Origin of the sequence: Shouchella phoenicis, assembly GCF_047238345.1 — a bacterium.
Classification (GTDB): domain Bacteria; phylum Bacillota; class Bacilli; order Bacillales; family Bacillaceae_D; genus Shouchella.
In genome coordinates this window covers 3,058,852-3,081,454 of sequence record NZ_JBDFMQ010000001.1, presented here as the reverse complement: position 1 = coordinate 3,081,454, position 22,603 = coordinate 3,058,852, and the positions used below count along the sequence as shown (strand labels likewise).

Sequence of the window (22,603 nt, the reverse complement as noted above, 5' to 3'; positions counted from 1 at the left end):
CTTTTATGGGTTGCTCATTGAATGTTGAAATTTATTTAGAGGAGAGAAAAATGTTGGCAAATCTAAAACAATCATCATCTGAACACCTTCAGCAAAGATTAACAGAACTAAAAGAACAATTTGAAACGTATAAGCAAGCTAATATGACGTTAGATATGTCTCGGGGGAAGCCAAGTCCAGAACAACTTGATCTCTCAAATGAGATGCTATCAATTCTTGATCATCATGATCTAACTGCAGAGAATGGTGTGGACATTCGAAATTATGGTCAATTAGACGGAATTCCTGAAGCTAAATCATTTTTTGCTTCCATTCTTCATGTAGCAGCATCACAAATTATCATTGGCGGCAATTCTAGTTTATCGATGATGCACGATACGGTTGCTCGTGGATTATTAAAAGGTGTTGAGCCAGAAGCAAAGCCTTGGTCATCGTACGAGCAAGTAAAATTCTTATGCCCGTCTCCAGGATACGATCGTCATTTTGCAATTTGTGAATTTCTAGGTATTGACATGATCCCGGTGTCGATGACAGAAAAAGGGCCGGATATGGACGAAGTTGAAGCGCTTGTACGTGAAGATGAAACCATTAAAGGCATATGGTGTGTACCGAAATACAGCAACCCTGAAGGCGTGACGTACTCAGACGACGTCGTAAAACGACTTGCGTCTATGGATACAAAAGCTGATGACTTTAGAATTTTTTGGGACAATGCCTACACAATCCATCATTTAACCGATCAACCAGATGAATTGGCTGATATCATGGCAGAAGCAGAAGCGGCAGGCCATCCAAATCGCGTGTATGTATTTGCATCTACATCAAAAGTGACGTTCCCCGGTGCAGGAATTTCTGCGTTTGTATCGTCAGAAGACAATGTTGCGTTTACAAAAAAACAGCTTGGTTTTCAAACGATTGGCGCCGATAAAATAAATCAATTACGACACGTTCGCTTTTTTGATCAACAAGGTGGCGTTGAACCTTTGATGAAAAAACATGCAGCTATTATTAAGCCAAAGTTTGACCTTGTTATTGAAAAGCTTCAAGAAAAGCTAGGGGATAAAGACATTGTCAATTGGACTGAACCAAATGGCGGGTACTTTATTAGCGTAAATACTGAGGAAGGGTGTGCAAAACGTATCGTTTCTCTTTGTAAAGAAGCGGGCCTTACGTTAACAGGAGCTGGTGCTACATTCCCATATGGAGAAGATCCACTTGATCGTAATATTCGGATCGCGCCAACCTTTCCAAATGTAGATGAATTAAAACAAGCAATGGACGTTTTCTGTGATTGTGTAGAACTTGCTACAATTGAGCGTTGGCAGTTCAATTAAGTTCGCTTCTTAAAAGCAAACCACCACCATTAGGATCTTTTCCCTACGGTGGTGGTTTTTACTGTTCGTCGTTACTTGTTCCAAATCCTACTGCTTCTACGATCGTCTGAGCTTGATCGGATTGTAGCCATTCTATAAATTGATTGAGTTCTTCTGAAGGGTTCGGTAACGTGACGGCGTATATGGTAATGGAAATCGGGTAGTTCTTTAGACTAATGGCTTGTTGGGTTGGCTCTGTATCATCAAGAGCAAGTGCCTGAATGTGATGATTAGACGATGCATAGTAATAGTTGCTAAAAAATGTATACCCAATTGCGTTTTCGTAATTTTCATAAGTCATAACTACTGATGATTCGGATTGATTCATTCCGATTGAATCTTCCATCAAACTAGAAGAGGGTTCTCCTCGCATAAACCATTCAAACGCTAGTTGACTATCTTCTTCATCTCTTTGGTAGTTGCGAATGCTTTGCACAGTTCCACCGACTTGAGACCAATTCGCCATGTCGCCGTTATATATGGCTTGAACTTGATCTCGACTTAACTCTGTCACTTCTTGATCTTGGTGAGTGAAAAAAACTAATGCATCATTCGCGATAGGAGTCGTTTCGTACGATTCATCTGCTGGCAAAAGGTATTCTGGCATAAAAACAACGGTGTTTGAATCTTCGAGTTCATCAAGTGGATCAGAAGATGCTGTAAGCTTTTGATGCGCTTGAAGTGGGTCTTCATCCGATACAATTGCTTCGACAAACGAACTATATAGAGGGTAAAGAAAAGTTGAACCCGCAATCTGAATAGAATCTAATGAAACCGATACATCTTCTTCTCTAAATTCGAGAGGGCGATTTGGATGGAAGGGTTCCCACTGTTCTAATGGTATGTATGGTTCTTCAATCATTTGTAAATCGCCACTGCGTTGTTCATATGTATAAATGCTCACGGTGCCGACAACAATCATACTAATAAAAAACATTCTGCGAAACCCTGGTCGGTGCCACTGGTAAAACATAAGCGTCACAAAAATAAGCACACATATTGTAGCGGCAGAAATAAACCATAAATAAAACATGGACACACCGAGGAACGCACATACAATGACTGTGATCAGGCCAATTCCTAAAATCGTTGATAGCACAACTAGGCGTATCATTTTTGTTAAAACCATGCTCTCCCTCCTTTTTCCTTCTTTTCCCTATTTTTCATGTTTTAATTACATGTTTGCAAAAAAAATCCCGCACGATCATATGCGTGCGGTAAAGTCGGCATTACATGTACAAATGTGCATCCCCTTGATCCGTTAAAATAAGTGGACCATCTGCTGTAATGACGAGTGTATGCTCATATTGAGCCGACAAAGAGCCATCTACCGTTCGAGCCGTCCAGCCGTTAGAATCAAGTTTGCTTGGGTATTCGCCAATATTAATCATAGGTTCAATCGTAATGACCATACCTTCTTTTAAGCGCAGACCTTTTCCAGGTGAACCATAATGAAGGATCTGGGGTGGTTCATGTAAAGTCGGTCCAATTCCATGACCTGTAAAATCGCGTACAACTGTATAACCTTTTGGCTCGACATAGGATTGAATTGCGTGACCGATATCGCCGATGCGGTTTCCAACCTTCGCCTGTTTAATGCCTTCATACAGGGCACGATAGGTCACATCCATGAGTGCTTGTGCTTCTGGCGATGGTGTACCGACAGCATACGTCCATGCGGAGTCAGCAAGTGCACCGTTTAAATTAAAAACAGAATCAATTGTCACAATATCCCCATCTTGTAAAGGGGAGGATCTCGGAAATCCATGACAAATCTCGTCATTAATAGACGCACAGGTTGCATACTTATAACCGTTGTAGCCTTTTTGTTCTGGTGTAGCACCGTTCTTTTTTAAATAGTCTTCTACAAAATGATCAAGCTCAGCGGTTGTTACACCAGGCTTGATTTGCTTGGATAATTGTTTGTGGCATGCTGCTAGCAATTTCCCTGCTTCATGCATCATACGTTGTTCTCGCTTAGATTTAAGAGTAATCAACAAATCGCCTTCTTTCTGTTTAACCCATTTCGTCATTTATTTCTTCATTTATGCAGTGAACGTTATACGAGCGTAATGAATTAAATGTATTATTGTAAAATGAGAAAGTCAAGATGTCCATTCATCCATTCTTTTTATAGCATACGATAGAGTTGGAAGATTGATGCAAGTTCAACTTGTTGCAAGGTGTTTTAATTGTAGGTATTATTTTAATGGAGTAAACATATGAGAAATGATAGGAATGAGGAGGGGAAACAATGGATGATCGTTTATTTAAAACAGCAATGAGTAAATTTACAACAGGTGTTACGGTTGTCACCACGGAGCTTGAGAATGAGGTTCACGGCATGACAGCGAACGCCTTCTTATCTGTATCGCTTGACCCGAAATTAATCCTTGTATCGGTCGATAATAAAGCAAGAATGAAACCAGTAATTGAGCAAGCAGGTTCGTTTGCAGTGAGCATATTAGCAGAAGGTCACGAAGACATATCCATGCACTTTGCTCGTCAAAAAGAAAAAGAAGATTTAGCGTTAACGAATTTTGCTGGACTTCCAACCATTGATGGTGCAATTGCCACTATCGCTTGTGACTTACATGATACGAGTGTGCAGGGCGACCATACGCTATTTATTGGCAAAGTGAAAGATGTAGCTGTAACAGACAGGGAACCACTTGTGTATTATCAAGGCGGGTATAAGAAGATCTAATCCACCCACAAAATAATATCATTGAAAAAACCTTCGTGAATGGAACAGGATCGTTCATTCATGAAGGTTTTTTTGCTCGTCTTTACTCGTCGTCTTGTTGCATCCGTTGGATAACCGCCTCTAGATGGTCAGGCTTTAAAAACTCAATTGGCGAAGCGTGCTTATCAAACGTCACCTGCTCAGCATCGACTACGAGCACGTAGCGGTCATTTAATTTTGCCAAATGGACATTTGTGCCATAAACTTCTAATGGAAATTTCACAACAACATCACCCAGTTTAATCGTTGTTTTGGAATCAGGTATATGCGCGGTAATAGCCGCTGTTGCTTCAACAACTTGATGGTGATTGAGCTGTTCTTGTAGCTCTCTTGTTTCACTAATGGACCAGGATTCAAGCCGTTCTTCCATTTCTTGTTTTTCATTGCTATTGGAGCTATATACTTCATTTACATGATCTTGCACCATCGAATGAACCTGAGTTTTTATGACTTCTGGCATAGGATCGCCATACTCCACAAATGGTAAAAAATCTTCAAAATAGCGGGCATGAGAGGTTTGGTGAATTTTTACTTTGTCATGCTCAAGCATGCCTTCTTCAATCATGTATGGATATTGAATAGACTTCATATTTTTAGTCGTAATGGCGCGTTCAACTTTTTTTAAGAGTGTAGTGGCATCACTTAAAACCGCTATATCGTCTTGAAAATCACATTTTAGAAGAAATAAAAATGGGTCGTCGAAGTATTTCTTCGGTTTTGCCTGACATACAAGAAAAACCCCTCCACGAACGGCGCTCGTACTAAGATAGGTTTCAACAAAAGCCACGCTTTCTTTCTTAAAATCATCAATCGTAGCAGCAAGTAGCGCTCGCTGAAACAAGGCATAGTTAGGGTTTGAATCAAGTGGATGCTCGCCTTCTGTTACAAATTGACCAATTTTTGTTGGTGCTTGAGCGTGGTTTGGATGAGATTGCGCCTTTCGCTTTACAATTCGTTTCAGTTCACCTTCAAGAAAGTGAGATAAAGCGCTGCGTTCAAACAGCTCTTCATCCATCGTCTGATAATGATCATATGAGCGGCTGTCTTTTTGCGGATCAATCTCAACCACAAAAAAAGATAAGTATTGAATCGAAAACTCCATAAATAATCCTTCCTGTCCGTACGTTCATTTACGAGGAGTATAGCACACATTTTTTTAAAAGTATGGACATTTGTCAAATGGGTTGTGTGATATTATTGAAATCTAGTTGTTAAGAAAGCGTAATGATTTGTTTTAGGGTATACTAGGAAAAAAGGAGCAAGAGAGGTGTGGATTCATTGAAACAAGCCCTTTTTTTTGCTGTGACAATGGGACTGATCGTCTTTCTAGCGGCCTGTAATCAACAGCGAAATGTAATTACAGATGATGATATGGTTGCGACAGATGGGACGATTACGAATATAGAATATGAAGGTAATGAACATGCAATGGCTGGCTTACAGACCTATGTATCCAATGAAGATGCAGAGCAATTACCAGGTATTGAATCGTTTGACGTCGATGACACGAGTGCACCTGTTCATTTAAGTAATCGAACAGAAGTGTATATTAAGCATTTGTCGTCTTATTTAAGAGTGAACCAATCCTACTTGAAAAACGATATTGATGTAACGGTATATGAAGAATTAGATGACGATGGAGAACGGGATGAAACCGTTGCAAGTAAAATCGTTATTCAATCCAAAGATATGTCCATTACGGGCAAGATTTCAAACGTAAATGATGAAGAACAGACATTTTTCATCTCTGGTGAAGATGGACATTATGAGTCTGGTACGCGATTTAATTATGATCCTGCAACGGAAGTGTTGCTCATGAGTGAAGAACAAGAATATGAACGGTATACTGGTGATTTAGAGCTTGGGTTAATTGTTGAAGTCATTCCTCGTAGTAAAATTGTCGAAGGCATTCCTGCCCAATCAGATACAGCGCGGATTATTATCCACGAAGAAGAAAATGAAGATTTTGCTGAGGCTGTTCAAGAAGAGAATGAAGAAGAAAATGACATGGAAGCTGAATCAGATGCCAAGAACGAGGAGTAAGTAAGGTGAAATATTTTGTTGTATTAGTTGCGAGTTTATTTATCGTAACAGCTTGTGGTTCTTCTGAAGAACCGAATCCAGCTGATGAAGCGCAGGCTCCAGAAGAAACGAACGAGACATCAGATGAAGGTGTTCCTGACGTTCCTGTTGAACAAGATGATACGCCAGTTGCAACAATTCAGATGGAAAATGGTGAAGAAGTCATTGTTGAACTTTACCCTGAACATGCACCTGTTACGGTTAATAATTTTGTCGCATTGGCAGAAGATCATTTCTATGAAGGTCTAACCTTTCATCGAATTATTGAAGGGTTTATGATTCAAGGCGGTGATCCAGCTGGAAATGGATCTGGTGGACCGGGGTACGGAATTAAAGGTGAATTTGAAAGCAATGATGTAGATAACCCAATTAAGCACGAACGTGGTGTCATATCAATGGCTCGTGCACAAGGAATGGATACAGCCGGCTCCCAATTTTTTATTATGCATGAAGATAATGCGCAATTAGACGGGAATTATGCCGCGTTTGGAAAAGTAACGTCTGGTATGGACGTTGTTGATGCGATCGCCACGATGGAGACGAATGGAGAAACACCAGCTCCAGGTGAGGAACCGATCATCCAATCCATCACAATTGAACGATAAAAAAAACCAACCTCAATCGTGAGGTTGGTTTTTTTGTTAGCGCAATGGCTGTGTAGCGACTGGTAAAACAAATTGTGTATGTTGATGGAAGAAACAAGGTTCAAGCGCTAGAAGAGAACTCTCCACAGAGCTTTCCGAATGTGAACGATAGATGTGGTTGGGTACGTTTGTCACCTCCACCTTCATGCGATCTCCTACCTTAAAATGATAAGCGACTGGACTAAGCTCAATTTTCAATGTATTTTCATCCAATGTCTCTGCAGAAACTGTTACGAGTTCATCACTAATTTGAAAAGCAGCCCCATCTTTAGGAACAGCCAGCAGTCGAATATAAAACGACTCCACCATGACGTCTTGGTTTACATGCAATTGCAAAGAAGGAGTGCCAATAAGCTCATGGATATCTTGAAAAGGTGTACTAATAAACGTTAGCTGTTTGTCGTCTTTACTCCGCATAAGTGAAAAAGGATGTGGCGTTTCTTCTGTTATAAACGTAAAAGGTACATGTCGTTGCTCGTCTTGTTCCAGAGGCCATGTTTTCTCTTTCCGCCACTTATTGATGCCCATGACAAACAACAACACTTGAGCATCATCATCGATGCCGTTTTTTTCGTTTTTTAGCCAGCGATCAAACCACCGAAGTTGAAAGTCTGTTAAGCTTCCTCCATTTGCCATGGTGTCAATATGTGCTGTATATCCGAAAGACTGAACGGTTTCTAAGCGATTTCCAGTCCATGGGCCCACAAGCAAGAGATGGCGATCCGAATCTTGTTTTGTTGCTGTTTGAAAAGCGCGTAACGTATGGGGAAGCGCGTCATCATACCAACCAGTCAAAAAATAGGACGGTGGATACGTAAGCGAATCCGTCTCAACAGGAGACTCTTTAATAAGTGTTGTAAAAAGCTCTTGAACGCCAAGCATTTTAAAAACAGGTAGTTTTTGAATGGGCTGATAGCGGTAGAGAGCTTCTTGACGGTCTTGATAAGCAAACAAATGAAAAAGCTGATCTCTTTTATGTTCCGCTTGTATCTCGCGCTTTTCAATTATATTTTTTGTGAGCGATAGTGCCATATCAATGACTTTTTTACTGTTTAAGAAGCGGTTTCGATGTGAAAAAGCTTGCTTTGATTCAATTAAATGAACTGGAAACAGGGCAGAAAGATGAGGAGGAGCGGCTTTTGCTGCAGCGTATTGTGTGTAGGCACTATACGCTTCACCAAACATAGCAACCTTACTGGTCGTGTAGGGGAGGTGAACCGCCCAATCAATTGTATCAGAGCCGTCTTCTTCTTCATGAAAAAAGGGAGTGAATGTTCCTTCTGATGCAAATCGTCCACGTACATCTTGAACGATAACAACATAGCCTTTTTCTACTAATTTCATCAGATCTGTTGGGCGAAAGAGATGTGAATCCTTCCCGTCAATCACACGCGTTAACAGCACAGGATAGGTGTTTTGATCATTTAGTCGGTAAATATTTGCATAGAGTGTGACGCCATCGCGCATGCGACAGGGCACGTCTTTTTCAATTAATAAGGAACGTGACATCATTCATAACCTGCTTTTCTTTTTGATTTCATTCTCTTAAGGTACTAATTTTATAAAGGAAATGCAATAGAGTAGACAAGGAAGTGGCTAATTGTTTACTCTTAAAGAAAGCGTTCTAAAGTGAGGGATTTGGATGAAAGCAGTAGGATTGTACGAGTACTTACCAATTGAGAACGAAGACAGTTTGCGAAATGAAGAGGTAGAAACCCCAACAGCAGAGGGGCATGATCTGTTAATTGAAGTGAAAGCGGTATCGGTAAATCCTGTTGATACAAAGCAGCGAATGGCTAAAAAGGAACCAGAAGAACAGCTACGTATACTTGGCTTTGATGCGTCGGGGATTGTAACAGCTGTTGGAGAGGCATGTACATTCTTTAAAGTGGGAGATGAAGTGTACTATGCCGGTGACGTTACACGAAATGGTTCAAATGCGGAATACCAGCTTGTCGATGAGCGTCTTGTTGGGAAAAAGCCATCAACCTTAACGTTTGCAGAAGCGGCAGCAATGCCACTTACTGCGATTACGGCGTGGGAATCACTGTACGACCGAATGAAAATAAGCCACCAAGACAATGGAAAAGCAATCCTTATAATTGGTGGTGCCGGTGGTGTAGGCTCAATTGCGATTCAACTTGCCAAACAGCAAGGGCTAAACGTGATTGCTACTGCTTCTAGACAAGAGACAAAAGAATGGTGTCAAACACTTGGAGCCGATCATGTCGTGAATCATCGTCAAAATCTTCATGAACAACTACAAGAAATCGGTTATAAAGAGGTTGAATACATTTTGTGTTTAGCGGATACGAACCAACATTGGGACGGGATGGCAACATGTATTAAACCACAAGGCACCATTTGTGCGATTGTAGAGAATAAAGATATGTTGGACATGCAAAAAATTCGTGCAAAGAGCGTCATATTTGCTTGGGAGTTTATGTTCACGCGCGCGATGTTTCAAACGGATGATCAAATTGAACAGCATAAGATGTTAACAAAAATGAGTGGGATGTTTGAACGCGGGGAGCTGCGTCACACAATGACAAAGGTGCTATCGCCTTTAAACGACAATACCTTGAGACAAGCACATAAACAGCTTGAAGAAGGCAAGATGATTGGGAAGCTTGTGATTGAACAACACTAGATTAGAAAAAAGCGATTGGCTCACAGCCAATCGCTTTTCTTGTTAAATCACTTTTTTACGTAGCGCGCTAGAAATTAAGTCGATCACTAAAACGAACAACACTAATCCGATTAGAATGACGGCAACCCGATCCCAGCTTCGGCCATTAATTGCAAAAATTAGTGGCGCACCAATTCCACCTGCACCAACGATTCCTAACGTAGCTGCGGAACGAAGGTTAATTTCAAAACGATACAGGGTCGCAGAAATGAAGCCAGGCAAGACTTGTGGCACGACCGCAAATAAAAGAACTTGTAGTTTATTGGCTCCAGCCGCAACAAGTGCTTCTGAAGGGCCTGGATCAATCGATTCAATTTCCTCTGCATACAGTTTCCCTAGCATCCCCATGGCACTAACGCCAAGGGCGAGCATTCCTGCATAAGGAGTTGGTCCGACAATGGTGATAAAAAGCAACGCCATCACGATGTCGGGGAAGGTACGGAAGAAACTCAAAAATGATTTACCAGAACCAGAAATAATACGTTTTACGCTTAAGTTGCGAGCCGCCCAAAACGCAATCGGAAACGACAATACAATGGACAACGTTATGCCCACAAGCGCAATGGCAAAGGTTTCAAGTAAATTTTGAATTAAATCTTCTTGTCCAGGACGATAGATGTAATCCCACTCTGGATTAAGGAAACCATCAAGAATAGCGGATGTAACGGTACCTGCATTAGGGGAGATTCCACTAAAATTAATACCTGCAAATCCCCAAACATATAATAAAAGTAAAATCAAAATGATAAAAGCTGTTTTGATACGGTTTTTCTTCGGTCTCTTAACCTTACTTCTTAAATCACTCATATTAAGCGCTCCCGAATTTTTAAGCTAATAAAATCTATTACTAAAACAACTAACAATGTATAGAGAATTAATGCGAGTACTTGATCAAACTGAAAAGTATTTAGTGAGTTTGTATACAAGCGACCAATTCCACCTGCACCAACAATTCCTAAAATGGCTGCGGCTCGTACATTAATTTCTAGCGTATAAAGAACGTAAGAAGTAAACTGTGGCAACATTTGTGGGACGACCCCAAAAACAATCCACTGAATTTTATTGGCCCCAACAGACGTCATCGATTCAAGTGGTCCTTTATCAATGTTCTCCACTGCTTCATAAGAAAGTTTACCGATAACCCCAATAGAAAAAATACTTAAGGCAACAATCCCAGCCAATGTATTAAATCCAAGGATCGCAGCAAAAATGGCAGCGAGTAAAATATCAGGAACGGTACGTAGAGCGTTTAGCGCAATTCTAGCAGGTTGGTGAATCCATATAGGTGTAGCCACGTTTGCTGCACAAAAAAATAAAATTGGAATCGCTAATATGGCTCCAAACGTTGTCCCAATTAATGCCATCCGAATGGTTTCAAGCATGGCTGGAGTTGCTTCAATAAAGAATGTAACGTCTGGTGGAAACATTCGAATGATAATATCTAACGCATTATCCCAATTACTAAGGAAAATACGGGGATCAGCATTAATATACCAGGCACTCGTTAAAATGACGGCTAGAATGAGAAGGAGCGTTGTGTAGAGCTTTGTTTTAGGTGGTTTAGTTAGTTGTTGGTGGAGTGGTTGGCTCATGTATATCCTCCCCTAAAAGCTCATCCTCTTGAATCGGGCGTCCATAAATTTCAGCGAATTTCTCGTCCGTTGCTTCAGATACTGGACCGTCAAACACAACTTCTCCTGCACGCAAGCCAATGATGCGAGTGGCATATTCACGTGCTAAATCTATAAAATGCAGATTAACGATTGTCGTAATCTTGTCTTCTTGATTAATTCGCTTCAAATCATCCATGACTTGTTTCGTTGTTAAGGGATCAAGAGAAGCGGTTGGTTCATCGGCTAATATCACGCTCGGTTCTTGTGCTAGCGCTCGAGCAATGGCAACACGTTGCTGCTGTCCTCCAGATAATTCACTTGCTTTGGAATAAGCTTTTTCTAAAATATTGACACGATTTAATGCTTGCAACGCAAGTTCTACATCGTATTTTGGAAATAAGTTTAGTACTGTACGGAGCGTGCTGTGATAGCCAACACGACCTGAAAGTACGTTTCGTAGAACGGATGAACGTTTCACTAAGTTGAAACTTTGGAAGATCATCGACGTTTGCTGACGAATTTTTCGCAAAGTACGGCCTTTTGCGGTTGTAATTGATTGCTCATTTATGAGAATTTCACCTTCTGTAATGTCATTTAATCGATTAATGGAGCGAAGTAAGGTGGACTTCCCGGCACCCGATAAACCGACAATAACAACAAATTCGCCTTGTTCAATTGTTAAATTAACGTTCTGTAGTCCTTTTGTGCCATTTGGATACGTCTTAGACACATTCTTGATTTCAATCATTACGTCCCAACTTTCTTGTTCAATCGTCAAATCTAATAGGTTTATAAAAGTATTTAATTATTGAGAGAGCCCGTACATTTAGGATGAACGGGCTCTATGAGCGTATATATGTTATTCTTCGATACGGTCTGCGTATTCGCGAACAATATCAAAATTACTATCTTCAGATTCTACATAGCCTTCGTGAGAATATACATCAAAAATGATCTGACGACCTTCTTCTGATTGACCAATGGCAATGAATGCTTCTTGTAATTTTTCTTGATAATCTTCAGACATGTCTGAGCGTACAGAAATCGTATCATTAGGAATCATTTCAGTTGTGGCAATGACGCGTGTTGTCTCCCAAATGTCAGGGAAGTCATTCGCAACTGTATTACGTGCATCTTGGAACGTTACAGCTACATCGACAGACTCATCAAGCAAACTTAAAATTGCTTGGTCATGCCCTTGTCGCTCAATGCCATTAACGTCTGCTTCCGGGTCAATTCCTGCATCTAACAAAGCTGCAGCTGGCCATACATATCCAGCAGATGAGGTTCTATTTTGGAATGCTACAGTTGATCCTTCAACGTCTTCAATTGTTTCAATGTCAGAATCTTCTCTCACAAGAAATTGTGCTTTGTATCCATCAACTAATTCGTCAGTTGGTGAACCGTCCTCTTCATTTACGCCATAACGTAATGATTGAAGAATGACTTCAGCAAATCCTTCTTCTTTCGCTGTCACGTACGCGTTTGGAGGTAAAAATCCTACATCGACTGTACCTGAACTTAAAGCTGTAATAACACTTGAGTAGTCTGTGGATACAGAAACATTTACGTCAATACCGTCTAATTGTTCAGAAAGCAATTCTTCCAATGGTGCAGCTGTTGCTTCAAGTGTTTCTGCATTCTGAGATGGAACAAATTGCACATTCAGTACATCTGTTGGATCGTTTGAATTCCCGGCATCATCCCCGCCGCCATTTCCACCATTGTCATCACTGTCTCCACCACATGCTGCAAGCATAAGAGCTGTTACTGCTACAAACGTTGAACCGAACACCTTTTTTTTCAATTGTAGATCCCCCTAAAGTTTGGTTGAAAATGTAGCTTCCTCGATTATTGTAGATATAGTTTATAAAACCGTCAATAACCGTTTTTACCGCTTTCATGTAGTGCTGTAAACGAATAAAGTAAAAAACGTAAGAATACCAATGGGTTCCGTATTAATAGGAAAAGAAAATATGTGCTAAATTTTTGAAAATAATTGCCGGTCAATCAACGATAAACTAGTAAAATGAGGAAACAAGTCTAGTATAATCGATTTTTGTAAACCATGTATAAAGAAATTGTACCTTTTAAGTAAATCGTAAAAGAATGTTGAGAGATTTCCTGACAGAGCTAGACGGTTTTTTTCCTTAATATATAGAGATAAAAAAACTGGAGCAAGGATCAGTATCCTTACTCCAGTCGTTTTGTTCAAATGTTTAAGGTTCATAATAGATTGGTGCACCAGGTCCCAAATCAATTCCAAGTAGAATCCAAATAATAAACATAAGGGTCCATGTAATCGAGAAGAAGATTGTGTATGGGAGCATCATTGAAACGAGTGTACCAATCCCAATTTTCTTGTCATATTTCTGAGCGAATGCGATGACCATGGCAAAGTATGTCATCGTTGGTGTAATGATATTCGTTGTTGAATCCGCAATTCGGTATGCTGCCTGTGTGGTAGCAGGTGAAAAGCCAAAGTCCATCATCAGTGGTACGAATACCGGTGCCATAATGGCCCACTTTGCAGAGGCACTACCGACAAAGAGGTTTATGACTGCACAAACAAGCATAAAACCAAGAATAAGTGGAATCCCGCCGACTTGTAAAGATTCGAGCAATTCCGCTCCAAAAGCACCTAAGACAAGACCGATGTTGGTTTCTTCAAAGTAAGCAACAAACTGTCCTGCTGTAAAGGCAAGAACGATGAACATGCCCATTGAAGCCATTGTGTCGGACATTTGTTTAGCAGCATCTTTATCGTTTCGAATTTCTTTTGTAACAATGCCGTAAACAATTCCTGGGATAAGGAAAATGAATAAAAGAATCGCAACAAGTGCGTCCATAAATGGTGAATTTAGTATTGGACTATCGCCATCTCCACGTAACGGTCCCCATTCAGGAACAACGAGTAGCAATGCTAGCGCAATAAGTCCGACAATTGTTAAGGCGGCATACACCAATCCCTTTTTCTCAACTTTAGAAAGGTACGTAATTTCTTCGCCTTCTTCTGCTTTTCCTTTAAACGTTCCTAATCGTGGCTCAACGATCTTCTCTGTAACAAATGTTCCGACAATCGTTAGTAAGAAAACAGAAGCGACCATGATGTAATAGTTCATTAGATAATTAAGGCCACTTGCGTACTCTGGATCAACCGTTGCTGCGGCTTCCATTGTGAGTGAGCCAAGTAATGGATCGAGTGACGTGACAAAAATATTTGCCCCGAAACCGGCAGATACCCCTGCAAATGCTGCGGCAATACCAGCGAGTGGGTGACGTCCGAGTGATAAGAAAATTAACGCTCCAAGTGGAGGTAAAATCACATATCCTGCGTCGACAGCCATACTTGATAGAACACCAGCAAATATTAAAGCTGCTGTGACAAGTCGTTTCGGTACAGATGTAACGATTCCTCGAAGGGCGGCCCCAATTAATCCGCTTCGCTCTGCTACACCAATTCCAATCATTGTTGCAAGCACGACGCCTAATGGAGCAAAGTTAATAAAGTTATCAACCATGCTTGTGAATAAGTATTGAATCCCATCAGCACTTAACAAGTTTTCAACTTGCAAGGTTTCGCCGGGCTGAGTAGGGTCATCAACGGTTACATCTAATGCTGAAAAAATAGCTGACGCAATAATAACGAGAACAGCTAAAATCGCAAACAGCGTAACTGGGTGAGGCAATTTATTACCAAGCCATTCCACACCGTTTAACATTCGATTAAACGTGCGCGAGAAGAAGCCTGTTTTCTGTTGTTGTGCCACGATCTTCCCTCTTTTCAAGTAATCTAAAAGAACAAGTCTATCACAATGAACGACGGATACAATCCCCAATATTTGAGATAAGTAAGTAGGACTAAGTACCTTACTTTTATTCCCAATATTTTAGGGAAATACGTTCTACAAAAAGTGAGTATATAGAATGGTTTTTTTTTAGTCAAGGTTTGGATAATCGATATTGGGAAATACGGAAATGTTGAAATAATGTGTAATTTATCGGTATAATTGTCGATTATTTCAGACTTTTGTCACAGAATAAAAATGGTTTGGCAAATAAGTAAAAGAATTGAAAAAATAATTGTTGTTTTCTGCATTTTCGATATAATTCGATTAAGCAAGACAATAATCGTTTGAAAGGGTGACCGCATTTGAAAAAAACGACACAATTAAACTGTACAAAGACATTGTCTGTAGTTGCACTGTCTTTTTGTATGGTTGCGAGTTCTTTTACTTTGCCGTCTTTGCAAGTAAAAGCTGAGGAAAATCTCGATGGAAAGCTTCTCTTACCTGAATCAATTGATCTTGATAGTGAAGAAGAAGTTTCGATTATTGTCGAACTAGAAGAGTTGTCAGAACAAGTGGCGCTCGCGTTAGCTGAAGAGGAAGGCGAAGCGTTGTCGGAAGAAGAGGCACAAGAGAACGTTGAGCAGTCACAAGAAACGTTCGCAGGAATTTTAGGCGATGTTTTCTCTGAACAAGAACAAGATCAAATCGATTACACTGTAAATTTTACTTATACGACAATTTTTAATGGTGCAGCGCTTACGTTACCAGCAAATAAAGTGGAAGAGTTGCTGCAATATGAAGAAATAAAAGCGATTTACAACGATGAAGAAGTCGAACTAATCCATCCAGTTGATACAAAAGAACACGATGAACCAGTAGACGCGACAATGGTAGATAGCATTCCTTTCTTAGGAGTAAACGATTTACATATTGACGGGTTAACGGGAGAAGGTATCAAGATTGGTGTACTTGATACAGGTGTCGACTACAACCATCCAGATTTAAAAGATGTCTATAAAGGCGGATATGACTTTGTCGATGATGATGATGACCCAATGGAAGCAACATATGAAGATTGGTTAGCATCAGGTTTACCAGAGTTTGATAGTGGTAACCGTTCTTATTACACCAGTCATGGTACGCACGTAAGTGGAACAACGAACGGTACAGGCGAAAATGAGTCTGAGTACGCAGTCACTGGTGTAGCACCTGATGCAGATCTTTATGCTTATCGTGTTCTTGGACCATATGGCTCTGGTGCGACCTCTGGTGTCATTGCAGGAATTGAGCGCTCTGTTGAAGATGGAATGGATGTGATTAACCTTTCGTTAGGAAGCGCAACGAATAATCCGATTGCACCAACGGGCATCGCAACAAATAATGCGGTCTTAGCAGGCGTAACGGTTGTCACGTCAGCAGGTAATAGTGGAAGAAGTGGGCTATACACAATTGGAGCTCCTGGTTCTGCCGCTTTGCCTATTTCAGTAGGTGCGAGCAATGTGCCAATTGAAGTGCCTGAATTTACAAGCGAGTACAATGTAGCGAATCAAACGTTGGCTGGAGATTTGCGTGTTATTTCAGAATCATTCGAAACCTCTCTTGAAGAATTTACTGGAGAAACGTTCGAACTTGTTGAAGCTGGATTGGGACGCGTGCAAGAGTTTGCAGAAATTGATGTAGAAGGCAAAGTTGCAATTGTCGCTAGAGGAGATCTTGCATTTGTCGATAAAATTGCCAATGCAAAAGATGCTGGTGCAGCCGGTATTATTATTTATAACAATCTTCCAGGTGCAGGTCATAATCCTGTTTATGTTGGGGCGAGCCGTGGTTATATTCCAGGTTTCTCACTCACGTATGAACAAGGTAGAGCGATTGTCGACTTACTCAATGAAGATTCAACGGTAACGTTTGGTGATATGAGTGCTTTCACGACAATTGGCGACACACTGGCTGATTTTAGCTCGAGAGGTCCTGTGAATTATACAGCCGCAATTAAACCAGAAGTAGTAGCCCCTGGTGTAGATGTATTGTCAACTGTTCCAAGCTACATGTCTGGACCGGAGTTTATCGGTGATTATGAATTTTCATATGGAAGATCTTCCGGTACATCCATGTCTTCCCCTCACGTAGCGGGGATCGCAGCGCTAATGCTTCAAGCAAATGAAGGGTTAACGCCAGCAGAAGTGAAAACCAAATTAATGAACACATCTGTACCATTAACGAATGATTACAATGTCTTTGAGGTAGGTGCTGGTCGTGTAGATCCACAAGCGGCGATTGATTCAACAATGATGTTCCAATCAACGATGGACGCTTTACATGTTGAAGATAGCTTACTAACGATAATCCCTGACCGTACAGGCGCACTAAGCTTTGGACCAGTGAGCACGGCAACAGGAAATATTCGTGAGCTTCAAAGCCTTCGTATTTCAAATACAGGTGACGAAGCAAAATCATTTACGGTTCAAACCCAATTTGAAGCTGTGAACGGCACGCTACCAGCAGGAGCAAGTGGGATGACGTTGCAGACAAATAAGTCGATTACCGTTCCAGCTGGTGAAACAGTTACGAGCAATAGTTTCTTAGTTGCACCGAAAATTGCGAGACAAGGATTATATGGTGGCTATATGGTCTTCACGAATAAAGATGATTCATCTGAAGTGTACCGTGTCCCATTTGGAACGTATGTGTCTGAACAGGCAATTGCGGACCTACCAATTGGTCAACCTGTTGTGGCGTCAATTCCAGCATCATAAAAGAATATGCGGGGGAGAGCGTCTCCCCTTCTTACTAAGGGTGTAACATATGGCAAAAAAAATCTGGACAAGTATCCGCTTAGTGCTTATGACGATCTTTTCATTTCTGTTCTTCGTTGTGTTGCTTGTTTTTATGCAAAGTAATGGCGAAGAAGGCGCAGGAATCGAACTATTTGGCTACACTTCTTTTACCGTGTTGTCCAATAGTATGGAGCCGACGTTTCATGCCGGCGACGTGATTATTATCGAACAAAATGAAGACGTAAGAAATGGGGATGTCGTCACGTATATGACGCCAGAACGCCGCTTGTTTACCCATCGAATTGTTGGTGAAGAAAGGGAAGACGGGAAAACCTTTTACACAACGAAGGGAGATAATAACTCTATTGAAGATCGACTCCCCATTGTTGATGAGCAAATTGTAGGTGTTCACCGCTTCACGATACCAAAAATCGGGCTGATCTCCGAGTCAATTCAAAATAATGTTGATATGCGCTATGTTGTTTTTATTCCTTTAGTCATTTTTCTCATTATAACCATCATGGAATTTACGCAAAAAAACCATAAGAAACCTGAGGAGGAGCAACTTTATGAAAAAGAAAGCACTTAAACTCTCATTACTAGGTACGGCATTCGCAGGAGCATTAGTTTTTACAGCGACATCAACAGGGTCATTTGCCTGGTTCACAGATTCAGTGGAAGCAACTGGTGAGATTCAAGGGGGAACGTTGGAGTTAAACAATGGTGAAGACATCAATGGATCAATTGTGGAAGCGTCAAACTTTGCACCATCTCAACTCATCTTTGGGGATTGGTTGTCCGTTGAAAATACGGGGACCCTTGATACACACTTGCAAGCGACTTATGCACACAACGTTAACTTAGAAGTGCCAATTGACGCTTACAAAGTCGGGTATATTGCGCTTAAGTATACTGTCGCTCCAGGAAGAGATGTTTATGAAGATGCACAGTACCGTTTGGATCAACTTTTCAACGGCGTAACGAATGAAGTTCAGACGTTTTCAGCTGCATCGAATGCAGGTTCCGATGATGTTGAGGTTTTAGTTGCATTAGTGGATGAAAGTGATTACGACCAAAACACTGGTGAGCTTTTCTTAGGGGATGGAGCGCAATCAGGAACGGATAATGAATTTTGGCAGCTTGACGAGGGGCAGTACATTGACCTTAATTTTGGTGTGAAGCTTGATGCGAATGCTGGAAATGAATACCAGGGGGCTGTTTATCAAGCTGTTCTGGAAGTTTTAGCGAAACAAACAGATAATGGGTCTGAATATTAATCGTGAGAAGAGACCGGTCTGGCATATGCCGAGACCGGTTTTTTTCATTGTGGATAATGAGAAGTTAAATACGAGACTGCCTCTTCTTTTGTTACGTCTAGCTGGAGTAATCCTTTTAAAAGGGTTTGTTCATATGATGAAGCAGGCTTGGTTTCCTGACTTTGCGGCCAATCCTGATCGGAGGTAAATGTTAAAACGGGTAGATCGTTCATAAAGCCAGCTACAACCAGTTTGTTATACCAACCGTCTGCTAGTGTGAGTGAACCTTTTTTGTATAATTCGTCAAAATCGATTGAAAGAACATCGAGCTGATTTTCTTGTTTTACAACATCGATAAATTGCTCGGTTGTAATAAGGTAAGCTTTCGAATACGTGTGCGTGTGTGGATTGACCTTATTCCGAATAAAAGCGACTCCTCCAAGCCCCCATTTTGTTTGCTCCTTTGCAAAATAGAGATCATAGGGTAACCGAAACGGGGTCGAGCAAAGAGGAGGGGTACGATCCCGAGCTCCTCGTTCTATTTTTAATGAGCCATTAGGTCGCCCACCTTGAATATAACAAAGAAAACGCTCTTCAAGCATGTTCGATCCATAGCTTGCATACCATACGTGCGTCATGTAACAGCCTCAAGCGACACAGGCCATGATTCTTTCGTGTACGCCATTTCCCAAAAGGCGTATTCTAATTGACAGCTTTTCAAAAAATGATCAAGCATGTCCTGTTTTTGAGCTGCTGTCGTATCCTTTGCGAGTTCATCGAGGCGGTTACAAAAAACGGTTGTAACGCTCATCTCGCCACCGGAACGATAGAAAGAGATCCATTCGAAAAACGGATGGTCTTCTGTAGGTTGGAAGGTTTCGTATAAATAATCGCCAATCACTTGATAAGTCCATGGGCAAGGAAGTAACACAGCTAGAACATCTGCCAACGATCCTTTTTGAGCAACATCAAGCATATGCCTTGTGTAATGATGGGCAGTTGGTGCTAATGGTTCGTGGTGCAAATCGTCATAAGAGACTCCTGCGACTCGGCAAAAATTATTGTGCGGGTGAATTTCGCTGTGGAGAATAAACGAAATTTGCTCATTAAACATGGCAATATCGTCTCTTGATGTGCTTTTGTTAATCGCTAATCCATAAATTTGCATAAACGTGTTTAAGTACTCAAAATCTTGTTTGACGTAGTGGATTAAAGCTTCAGGCTCTAACGTACCTTTCCCGATGCCTTGAACAAATGGATGCTGAAGAATTGCTTCAAATACGGGGTTTGCTTTCTGTCTTAACTCGTTACTAAAACGCATAAAAAATGACCTCCTTTTTTGTTCACAAAGGGAGGACCCTAAAGGAGTGTCAGCAAATAGCGCTGCAGCTCCACTTCCCTACGCTGGTATTAACCAGATCAGGTTCAAAGGGTCAAAGCTAAGCTTTTCTCAGTCATAAGACGCCCCTAGTGGTTCTTTATTAGTGAACCATACATTGACAGATTATTCAATTCTTTTTACGTAAAAAAAGCATGGCGCTTAAACCATGCTTCAAACGTATTGGTTAACCTTCGACTTGTTTTTCTGCTCGTTTTTCGATTTCCGTTTTCGTTTCTTCTCCCTCGCTTGGTTTTTTAGATAAGAACCATCCGCCAAGCACAATTAAGACAAGTACACTGTAGAAGAATAGTTTCCAACCTGTTGAGTGTGGAAATTCATGCGGAATGACACCTATTGCATCATGAGCCAGAACTTGCACAGCGAGCTTTACGCCTACCCAGCCGACGATAATGAAAGCAGCTGTTTCGAGTCCAGGTCGTTTTTGTAAAAGCACAACAAATTTTGAAGCAGCGAAACGCATGATTAGAAGACCGATAAATCCGCCTAAGAAAACAACGACAAACTGTCCGACATCCATGCTTCCAACGGTTCCAAGTCCTGTAGGTGTTAGTGCAGTTGCAAGCGCGACAGCAGCTAAGATTGAATCAACTGCGAATGCAATGTCAGCAATTTCAACTTTAAATACCGTTGTCCAGAACCCACTGCCTTTTTTCACTTTGGTTATCCCAGCGGCTTGCTCCTGTTTTTTGACAATATGTTTTCGGAACAAATGATTTAAGGCAATAAATAATAAGTATGCGGCACCAAGTGCTTGAACTTGCCAAACATCTACTAAGAACGAAATGACAAATAACGAAGCTAATCGGAAAACGAATGCACCAGCTAAGCCGTAAAACAACGCTCGTTTACGTTGTTCATCGGGCAAGTGTTTCACCATAATAGCTAAAACGAGTGCATTATCTGCAGCAAGAATCCCTTCTAAAGCAATAAGAACAAGTAATACCCAGCTATACTCTAACAATAAAGCTGCATCCATAGTCAACACGCCTCTCTTTGTTTGCACCCCTTAGGTTCGACAAAAACAGGTTTTTTATGAATACAAAAAGACCCCTGCCTTGTACGAACGAGGCAAAGGTCTTGCTAGACATTATGTATATCATGCCAAACAAAGCCGGTGGAATTTCTCCACGTAATGACGACTTTGGTTCAAGTTATAGAAACTTGCAGCTACTCCCCTTTGAAGGAATGTATGTGATTGTTAAAAATAGTATATGTGAAGACGAAAGATCCGTCAAGAAAAATTTCAAAATAATGAAACGGGCGAGCATAATGCGTTTCTAATTCGGGTAGAGATGAATAATGACGAAAAGGATGTGGTGTAAGGTGCGACTTGAACATCGTATGATTGAAGCAAATGGCTATCATTTTCATGCTGTTTGTGCAGGACCGAAAGAAGGCGAACTCGTTTTAATGTTACATGGTTTTCCAGAGTTTTGGTATGGATTTAGGCATCAAATTACTGAGCTTGCCGAGAATGGTTATTATGTTGTTGTACCCGATCAAAGAGGCTATAACGAAAGCGATAAACCTCAGGCGATTGAATCGTATACACTTGATGAACTGCGCGATGACTGTGAAGCGATGATTGACTTTTTTAAAAGAGAGCGTGCGATTGTCATTGGGCATGATTGGGGCGGTGCGGTGGCCTGGCATTTAGCTGCAACAAGACCAAATCGTGTGAAGAAACTCATTCCAGTAAATATTCCTCATCCTGCTGACATGCCAAAAGGAATGCTGAAAAATCCGACTCAGTTGGTTCGAAGTCTCTATATGGTGTTTTTTCAATTACCTTATGTGCCGGAAAAGGTATTAAAGGCAGATGCCTTTAAGTATATGGCGAAAGGGTTAGAGTGGACAGGTCGTCATGGTGCATTTGACAAAGAGGAATTAGAGCATTACCGAACAGCTTGGTTACAGCCAGGGGCGATCAAAGCGATGTTAAATTGGTATCGAGCAGTACGAATTGATTTTCGTCACGGATGGAAGGCTCTTGACTTTAAGATTGACGTGCCTACTACGATCCTTTGGGGGCTGAATGACCCATTCTTATCTAAGACACTGGCGAAAGAAAGCTTGAAACGATGTACACAAGGTGAGCTTATTTATATTGGAGATGCGACGCACTGGGTTCACCATGAATATCCTAGCATCATTAATCATCTAATAGTAAAGAGTCTAAGCAAAAACGAGTCTCAATCGGAGCAAGTTCTGAGCGACTAGGCAACCGAGA

21 protein-coding genes and 2 riboswitches are annotated in these 22,603 nt (G+C 41.0%); of the genes, 9 read left to right on the top strand and 12 right to left on the bottom strand.

Going from position 1 to position 22,603, the window contains the following annotated elements:
* Window positions 1-53: 53 nt before the first annotated feature.
* On the top strand, window positions 54-1,334 hold the full coding sequence (locus ABC361_RS16525; protein ID WP_413074950.1) for an aspartate aminotransferase type Ic: 1,281 nt from the start codon (window positions 54-56) through the stop codon (window positions 1,332-1,334).
* A gap of 58 nt (window positions 1,335-1,392) precedes the next feature.
* On the opposite strand, the gene ABC361_RS16520 is transcribed toward ABC361_RS16525, so the two are convergent.
* Window positions 1,393-2,502, bottom strand: a complete 1,110-nt coding sequence (locus tag ABC361_RS16520) for a PstS family phosphate ABC transporter substrate-binding protein (protein ID WP_413074949.1) — start codon at window positions 2,500-2,502, stop codon at window positions 1,393-1,395.
* 100 nt (window positions 2,503-2,602) lie between these two features.
* Entirely contained in the window at window positions 2,603-3,370 is a 768-nt protein-coding gene (gene map / locus ABC361_RS16515; RefSeq protein ID WP_413075792.1) for a type I methionyl aminopeptidase, read from the bottom strand.
* A 257-nt stretch (window positions 3,371-3,627) separates the two neighbouring features.
* Here map and ABC361_RS16510 point away from each other — a divergent pair, with 257 nt between their 5' ends.
* On the top strand, window positions 3,628-4,080 hold the full coding sequence (locus tag ABC361_RS16510) for a flavin reductase family protein (RefSeq protein WP_413074948.1): 453 nt from the start codon (window positions 3,628-3,630) through the stop codon (window positions 4,078-4,080).
* 82 nt (window positions 4,081-4,162) lie between these two features.
* On the opposite strand, the gene ABC361_RS16505 is transcribed toward ABC361_RS16510, so the two are convergent.
* A complete protein-coding gene (locus tag ABC361_RS16505; protein WP_413074947.1) occupies window positions 4,163-5,221 on the bottom strand; it encodes a DUF3900 domain-containing protein in 1,059 nt (352 codons plus the stop codon).
* Window positions 5,222-5,388: 167 nt separating this feature from the next.
* On the opposite strand from ABC361_RS16505, the gene ABC361_RS16500 reads away from it, so the two are divergent.
* On the top strand, window positions 5,389-6,162 hold the full coding sequence (locus ABC361_RS16500) for a hypothetical protein (protein WP_413074946.1): 774 nt from the start codon (window positions 5,389-5,391) through the stop codon (window positions 6,160-6,162).
* 5 nt (window positions 6,163-6,167) lie between these two features.
* Window positions 6,168-6,806 (top strand): peptidylprolyl isomerase, encoded by a 639-nt coding sequence (locus tag ABC361_RS16495; RefSeq protein ID WP_413074945.1) that lies wholly within the window; start codon window positions 6,168-6,170, stop codon window positions 6,804-6,806.
* A gap of 36 nt (window positions 6,807-6,842) precedes the next feature.
* Here ABC361_RS16495 and ABC361_RS16490 read toward each other — a convergent pair whose 3' ends face one another.
* Complete coding sequence (locus tag ABC361_RS16490) at window positions 6,843-8,357, bottom strand: CocE/NonD family hydrolase (RefSeq protein WP_413074944.1); 1,515 nt, start codon at window positions 8,355-8,357, stop codon at window positions 6,843-6,845.
* A 130-nt stretch (window positions 8,358-8,487) separates the two neighbouring features.
* On the opposite strand from ABC361_RS16490, the gene ABC361_RS16485 reads away from it, so the two are divergent.
* Window positions 8,488-9,495, top strand: a complete 1,008-nt coding sequence (locus ABC361_RS16485) for a zinc-binding alcohol dehydrogenase family protein (RefSeq protein ID WP_413074943.1) — start codon at window positions 8,488-8,490, stop codon at window positions 9,493-9,495.
* Between the two features lie 42 nt (window positions 9,496-9,537).
* On the opposite strand, the gene phnE (ABC361_RS16480) is transcribed toward ABC361_RS16485, so the two are convergent.
* From phnE (ABC361_RS16480) to ABC361_RS16460, 5 genes are all read right to left on the bottom strand, one after another.
* Window positions 9,538-10,341 (bottom strand): phosphonate ABC transporter, permease protein PhnE, encoded by an 804-nt coding sequence (gene phnE, locus ABC361_RS16480; protein ID WP_413074942.1) that lies wholly within the window; start codon window positions 10,339-10,341, stop codon window positions 9,538-9,540.
* Entirely contained in the window at window positions 10,338-11,126 is a 789-nt protein-coding gene (gene phnE, locus ABC361_RS16475; RefSeq protein WP_413074941.1) for a phosphonate ABC transporter, permease protein PhnE, read from the bottom strand. Before phnE (ABC361_RS16475) ends, phnE (ABC361_RS16480) begins: the two co-directional genes overlap by 4 nt.
* Window positions 11,095-11,895 carry a phosphonate ABC transporter ATP-binding protein gene (gene phnC, locus ABC361_RS16470; RefSeq protein ID WP_413074940.1) on the bottom strand — a complete coding sequence of 267 codons (801 nt, stop codon included), beginning with the start codon at window positions 11,893-11,895 and terminating at the stop codon, window positions 11,095-11,097. The genes phnE (ABC361_RS16475) and phnC overlap by 32 nt, the downstream gene beginning before the upstream one ends.
* Before the next feature lie 111 nt (window positions 11,896-12,006).
* A complete protein-coding gene (locus ABC361_RS16465; protein WP_413074939.1) occupies window positions 12,007-12,954 on the bottom strand; it encodes a phosphate/phosphite/phosphonate ABC transporter substrate-binding protein in 948 nt (315 codons plus the stop codon).
* Window positions 12,955-13,366: 412 nt separating this feature from the next.
* Window positions 13,367-14,869, bottom strand: a complete 1,503-nt coding sequence (locus tag ABC361_RS16460) for an AbgT family transporter (RefSeq protein WP_413075791.1) — start codon at window positions 14,867-14,869, stop codon at window positions 13,367-13,369.
* Between the two features lie 431 nt (window positions 14,870-15,300).
* Here ABC361_RS16460 and ABC361_RS16455 point away from each other — a divergent pair, with 431 nt between their 5' ends.
* From ABC361_RS16455 to ABC361_RS16445, 3 genes are read left to right on the top strand one after another with little or no spacing between them, the layout of a single operon-like run.
* On the top strand, window positions 15,301-17,694 hold the full coding sequence (locus tag ABC361_RS16455; RefSeq protein WP_413074938.1) for a S8 family serine peptidase: 2,394 nt from the start codon (window positions 15,301-15,303) through the stop codon (window positions 17,692-17,694).
* Window positions 17,695-17,743: 49 nt separating this feature from the next.
* Window positions 17,744-18,304, top strand: a complete 561-nt coding sequence (locus ABC361_RS16450) for a signal peptidase I (protein WP_413074937.1) — start codon at window positions 17,744-17,746, stop codon at window positions 18,302-18,304.
* Window positions 18,285-18,992 carry a TasA family protein gene (locus tag ABC361_RS16445; RefSeq protein ID WP_099303623.1) on the top strand — a complete coding sequence of 236 codons (708 nt, stop codon included), beginning with the start codon at window positions 18,285-18,287 and terminating at the stop codon, window positions 18,990-18,992. The genes ABC361_RS16450 and ABC361_RS16445 overlap by 20 nt, the downstream gene beginning before the upstream one ends.
* Before the next feature lie 44 nt (window positions 18,993-19,036).
* Here the strand turns inward: ABC361_RS16445 and ABC361_RS16440 are convergent, their stop codons facing one another.
* From ABC361_RS16440 to ABC361_RS16430, 3 genes are all read right to left on the bottom strand, one after another.
* Window positions 19,037-19,609: a hypothetical protein gene (locus ABC361_RS16440; protein WP_413074936.1), complete on the bottom strand. Its 573-nt coding sequence runs from the start codon at window positions 19,607-19,609 to the stop codon at window positions 19,037-19,039.
* A complete protein-coding gene (tenA, locus tag ABC361_RS16435) occupies window positions 19,606-20,292 on the bottom strand; it encodes a thiaminase II (protein ID WP_413074935.1) in 687 nt (228 codons plus the stop codon). The genes ABC361_RS16440 and tenA overlap by 4 nt, the downstream gene beginning before the upstream one ends.
* Before the next feature lie 58 nt (window positions 20,293-20,350).
* A riboswitch (TPP riboswitch) is annotated at window positions 20,351-20,450 on the bottom strand.
* An 86-nt stretch (window positions 20,451-20,536) separates the two neighbouring features.
* The gene (locus tag ABC361_RS16430; protein ID WP_413074934.1) at window positions 20,537-21,349 is read right to left on the bottom strand and encodes a TerC family protein; all 813 of its coding nucleotides are present in this window, start codon (window positions 21,347-21,349) and stop codon (window positions 20,537-20,539) included.
* Between the two features lie 43 nt (window positions 21,350-21,392).
* Window positions 21,393-21,561: riboswitch (yybP-ykoY riboswitch) on the bottom strand.
* 135 nt (window positions 21,562-21,696) lie between these two features.
* Here ABC361_RS16430 and ABC361_RS16425 point away from each other — a divergent pair.
* Window positions 21,697-22,593 (top strand): alpha/beta fold hydrolase, encoded by an 897-nt coding sequence (locus ABC361_RS16425; RefSeq protein ID WP_413074933.1) that lies wholly within the window; start codon window positions 21,697-21,699, stop codon window positions 22,591-22,593.
* Window positions 22,594-22,603: the final 10 nt, after the last annotated feature.

What these genes read in the sequence shown, in the direction of transcription:
- ABC361_RS16520 (WP_413074949.1), bottom strand. Translation starts at nt 2,502, where the DNA reads ATGGTTTTAACAAAAATGATACGCCTAGTTGTGCTATCAACGATTTTA.
- ABC361_RS16510 (WP_413074948.1), top strand. Translation starts at nt 3,628, where the DNA reads ATGGATGATCGTTTATTTAAAACAGCAATGAGTAAATTTACAACAGGT.
- ABC361_RS16505 (WP_413074947.1), bottom strand. Translation starts at nt 5,221, where the DNA reads ATGGAGTTTTCGATTCAATACTTATCTTTTTTTGTGGTTGAGATTGAT.
- ABC361_RS16490 (WP_413074944.1), bottom strand. Translation starts at nt 8,357, where the DNA reads ATGATGTCACGTTCCTTATTAATTGAAAAAGACGTGCCCTGTCGCATG.
- ABC361_RS16485 (WP_413074943.1), top strand. Translation starts at nt 8,488, where the DNA reads ATGAAAGCAGTAGGATTGTACGAGTACTTACCAATTGAGAACGAAGAC.
- phnE (WP_413074942.1), bottom strand. Translation starts at nt 10,341, where the DNA reads ATGAGTGATTTAAGAAGTAAGGTTAAGAGACCGAAGAAAAACCGTATC.
- phnE (WP_413074941.1), bottom strand. Translation starts at nt 11,126, where the DNA reads ATGAGCCAACCACTCCACCAACAACTAACTAAACCACCTAAAACAAAG.
- phnC (WP_413074940.1), bottom strand. Translation starts at nt 11,895, where the DNA reads ATGATTGAAATCAAGAATGTGTCTAAGACGTATCCAAATGGCACAAAA.
- ABC361_RS16460 (WP_413075791.1), bottom strand. Translation starts at nt 14,869, where the DNA reads ATGTTAAACGGTGTGGAATGGCTTGGTAATAAATTGCCTCACCCAGTT.
- ABC361_RS16450 (WP_413074937.1), top strand. Translation starts at nt 17,744, where the DNA reads ATGGCAAAAAAAATCTGGACAAGTATCCGCTTAGTGCTTATGACGATC.
- ABC361_RS16445 (WP_099303623.1), top strand. Translation starts at nt 18,285, where the DNA reads ATGAAAAAGAAAGCACTTAAACTCTCATTACTAGGTACGGCATTCGCA.
- ABC361_RS16440 (WP_413074936.1), bottom strand. Translation starts at nt 19,609, where the DNA reads ATGACGCACGTATGGTATGCAAGCTATGGATCGAACATGCTTGAAGAG.
- tenA (WP_413074935.1), bottom strand. Translation starts at nt 20,292, where the DNA reads ATGCGTTTTAGTAACGAGTTAAGACAGAAAGCAAACCCCGTATTTGAA.
- ABC361_RS16430 (WP_413074934.1), bottom strand. Translation starts at nt 21,349, where the DNA reads ATGGATGCAGCTTTATTGTTAGAGTATAGCTGGGTATTACTTGTTCTT.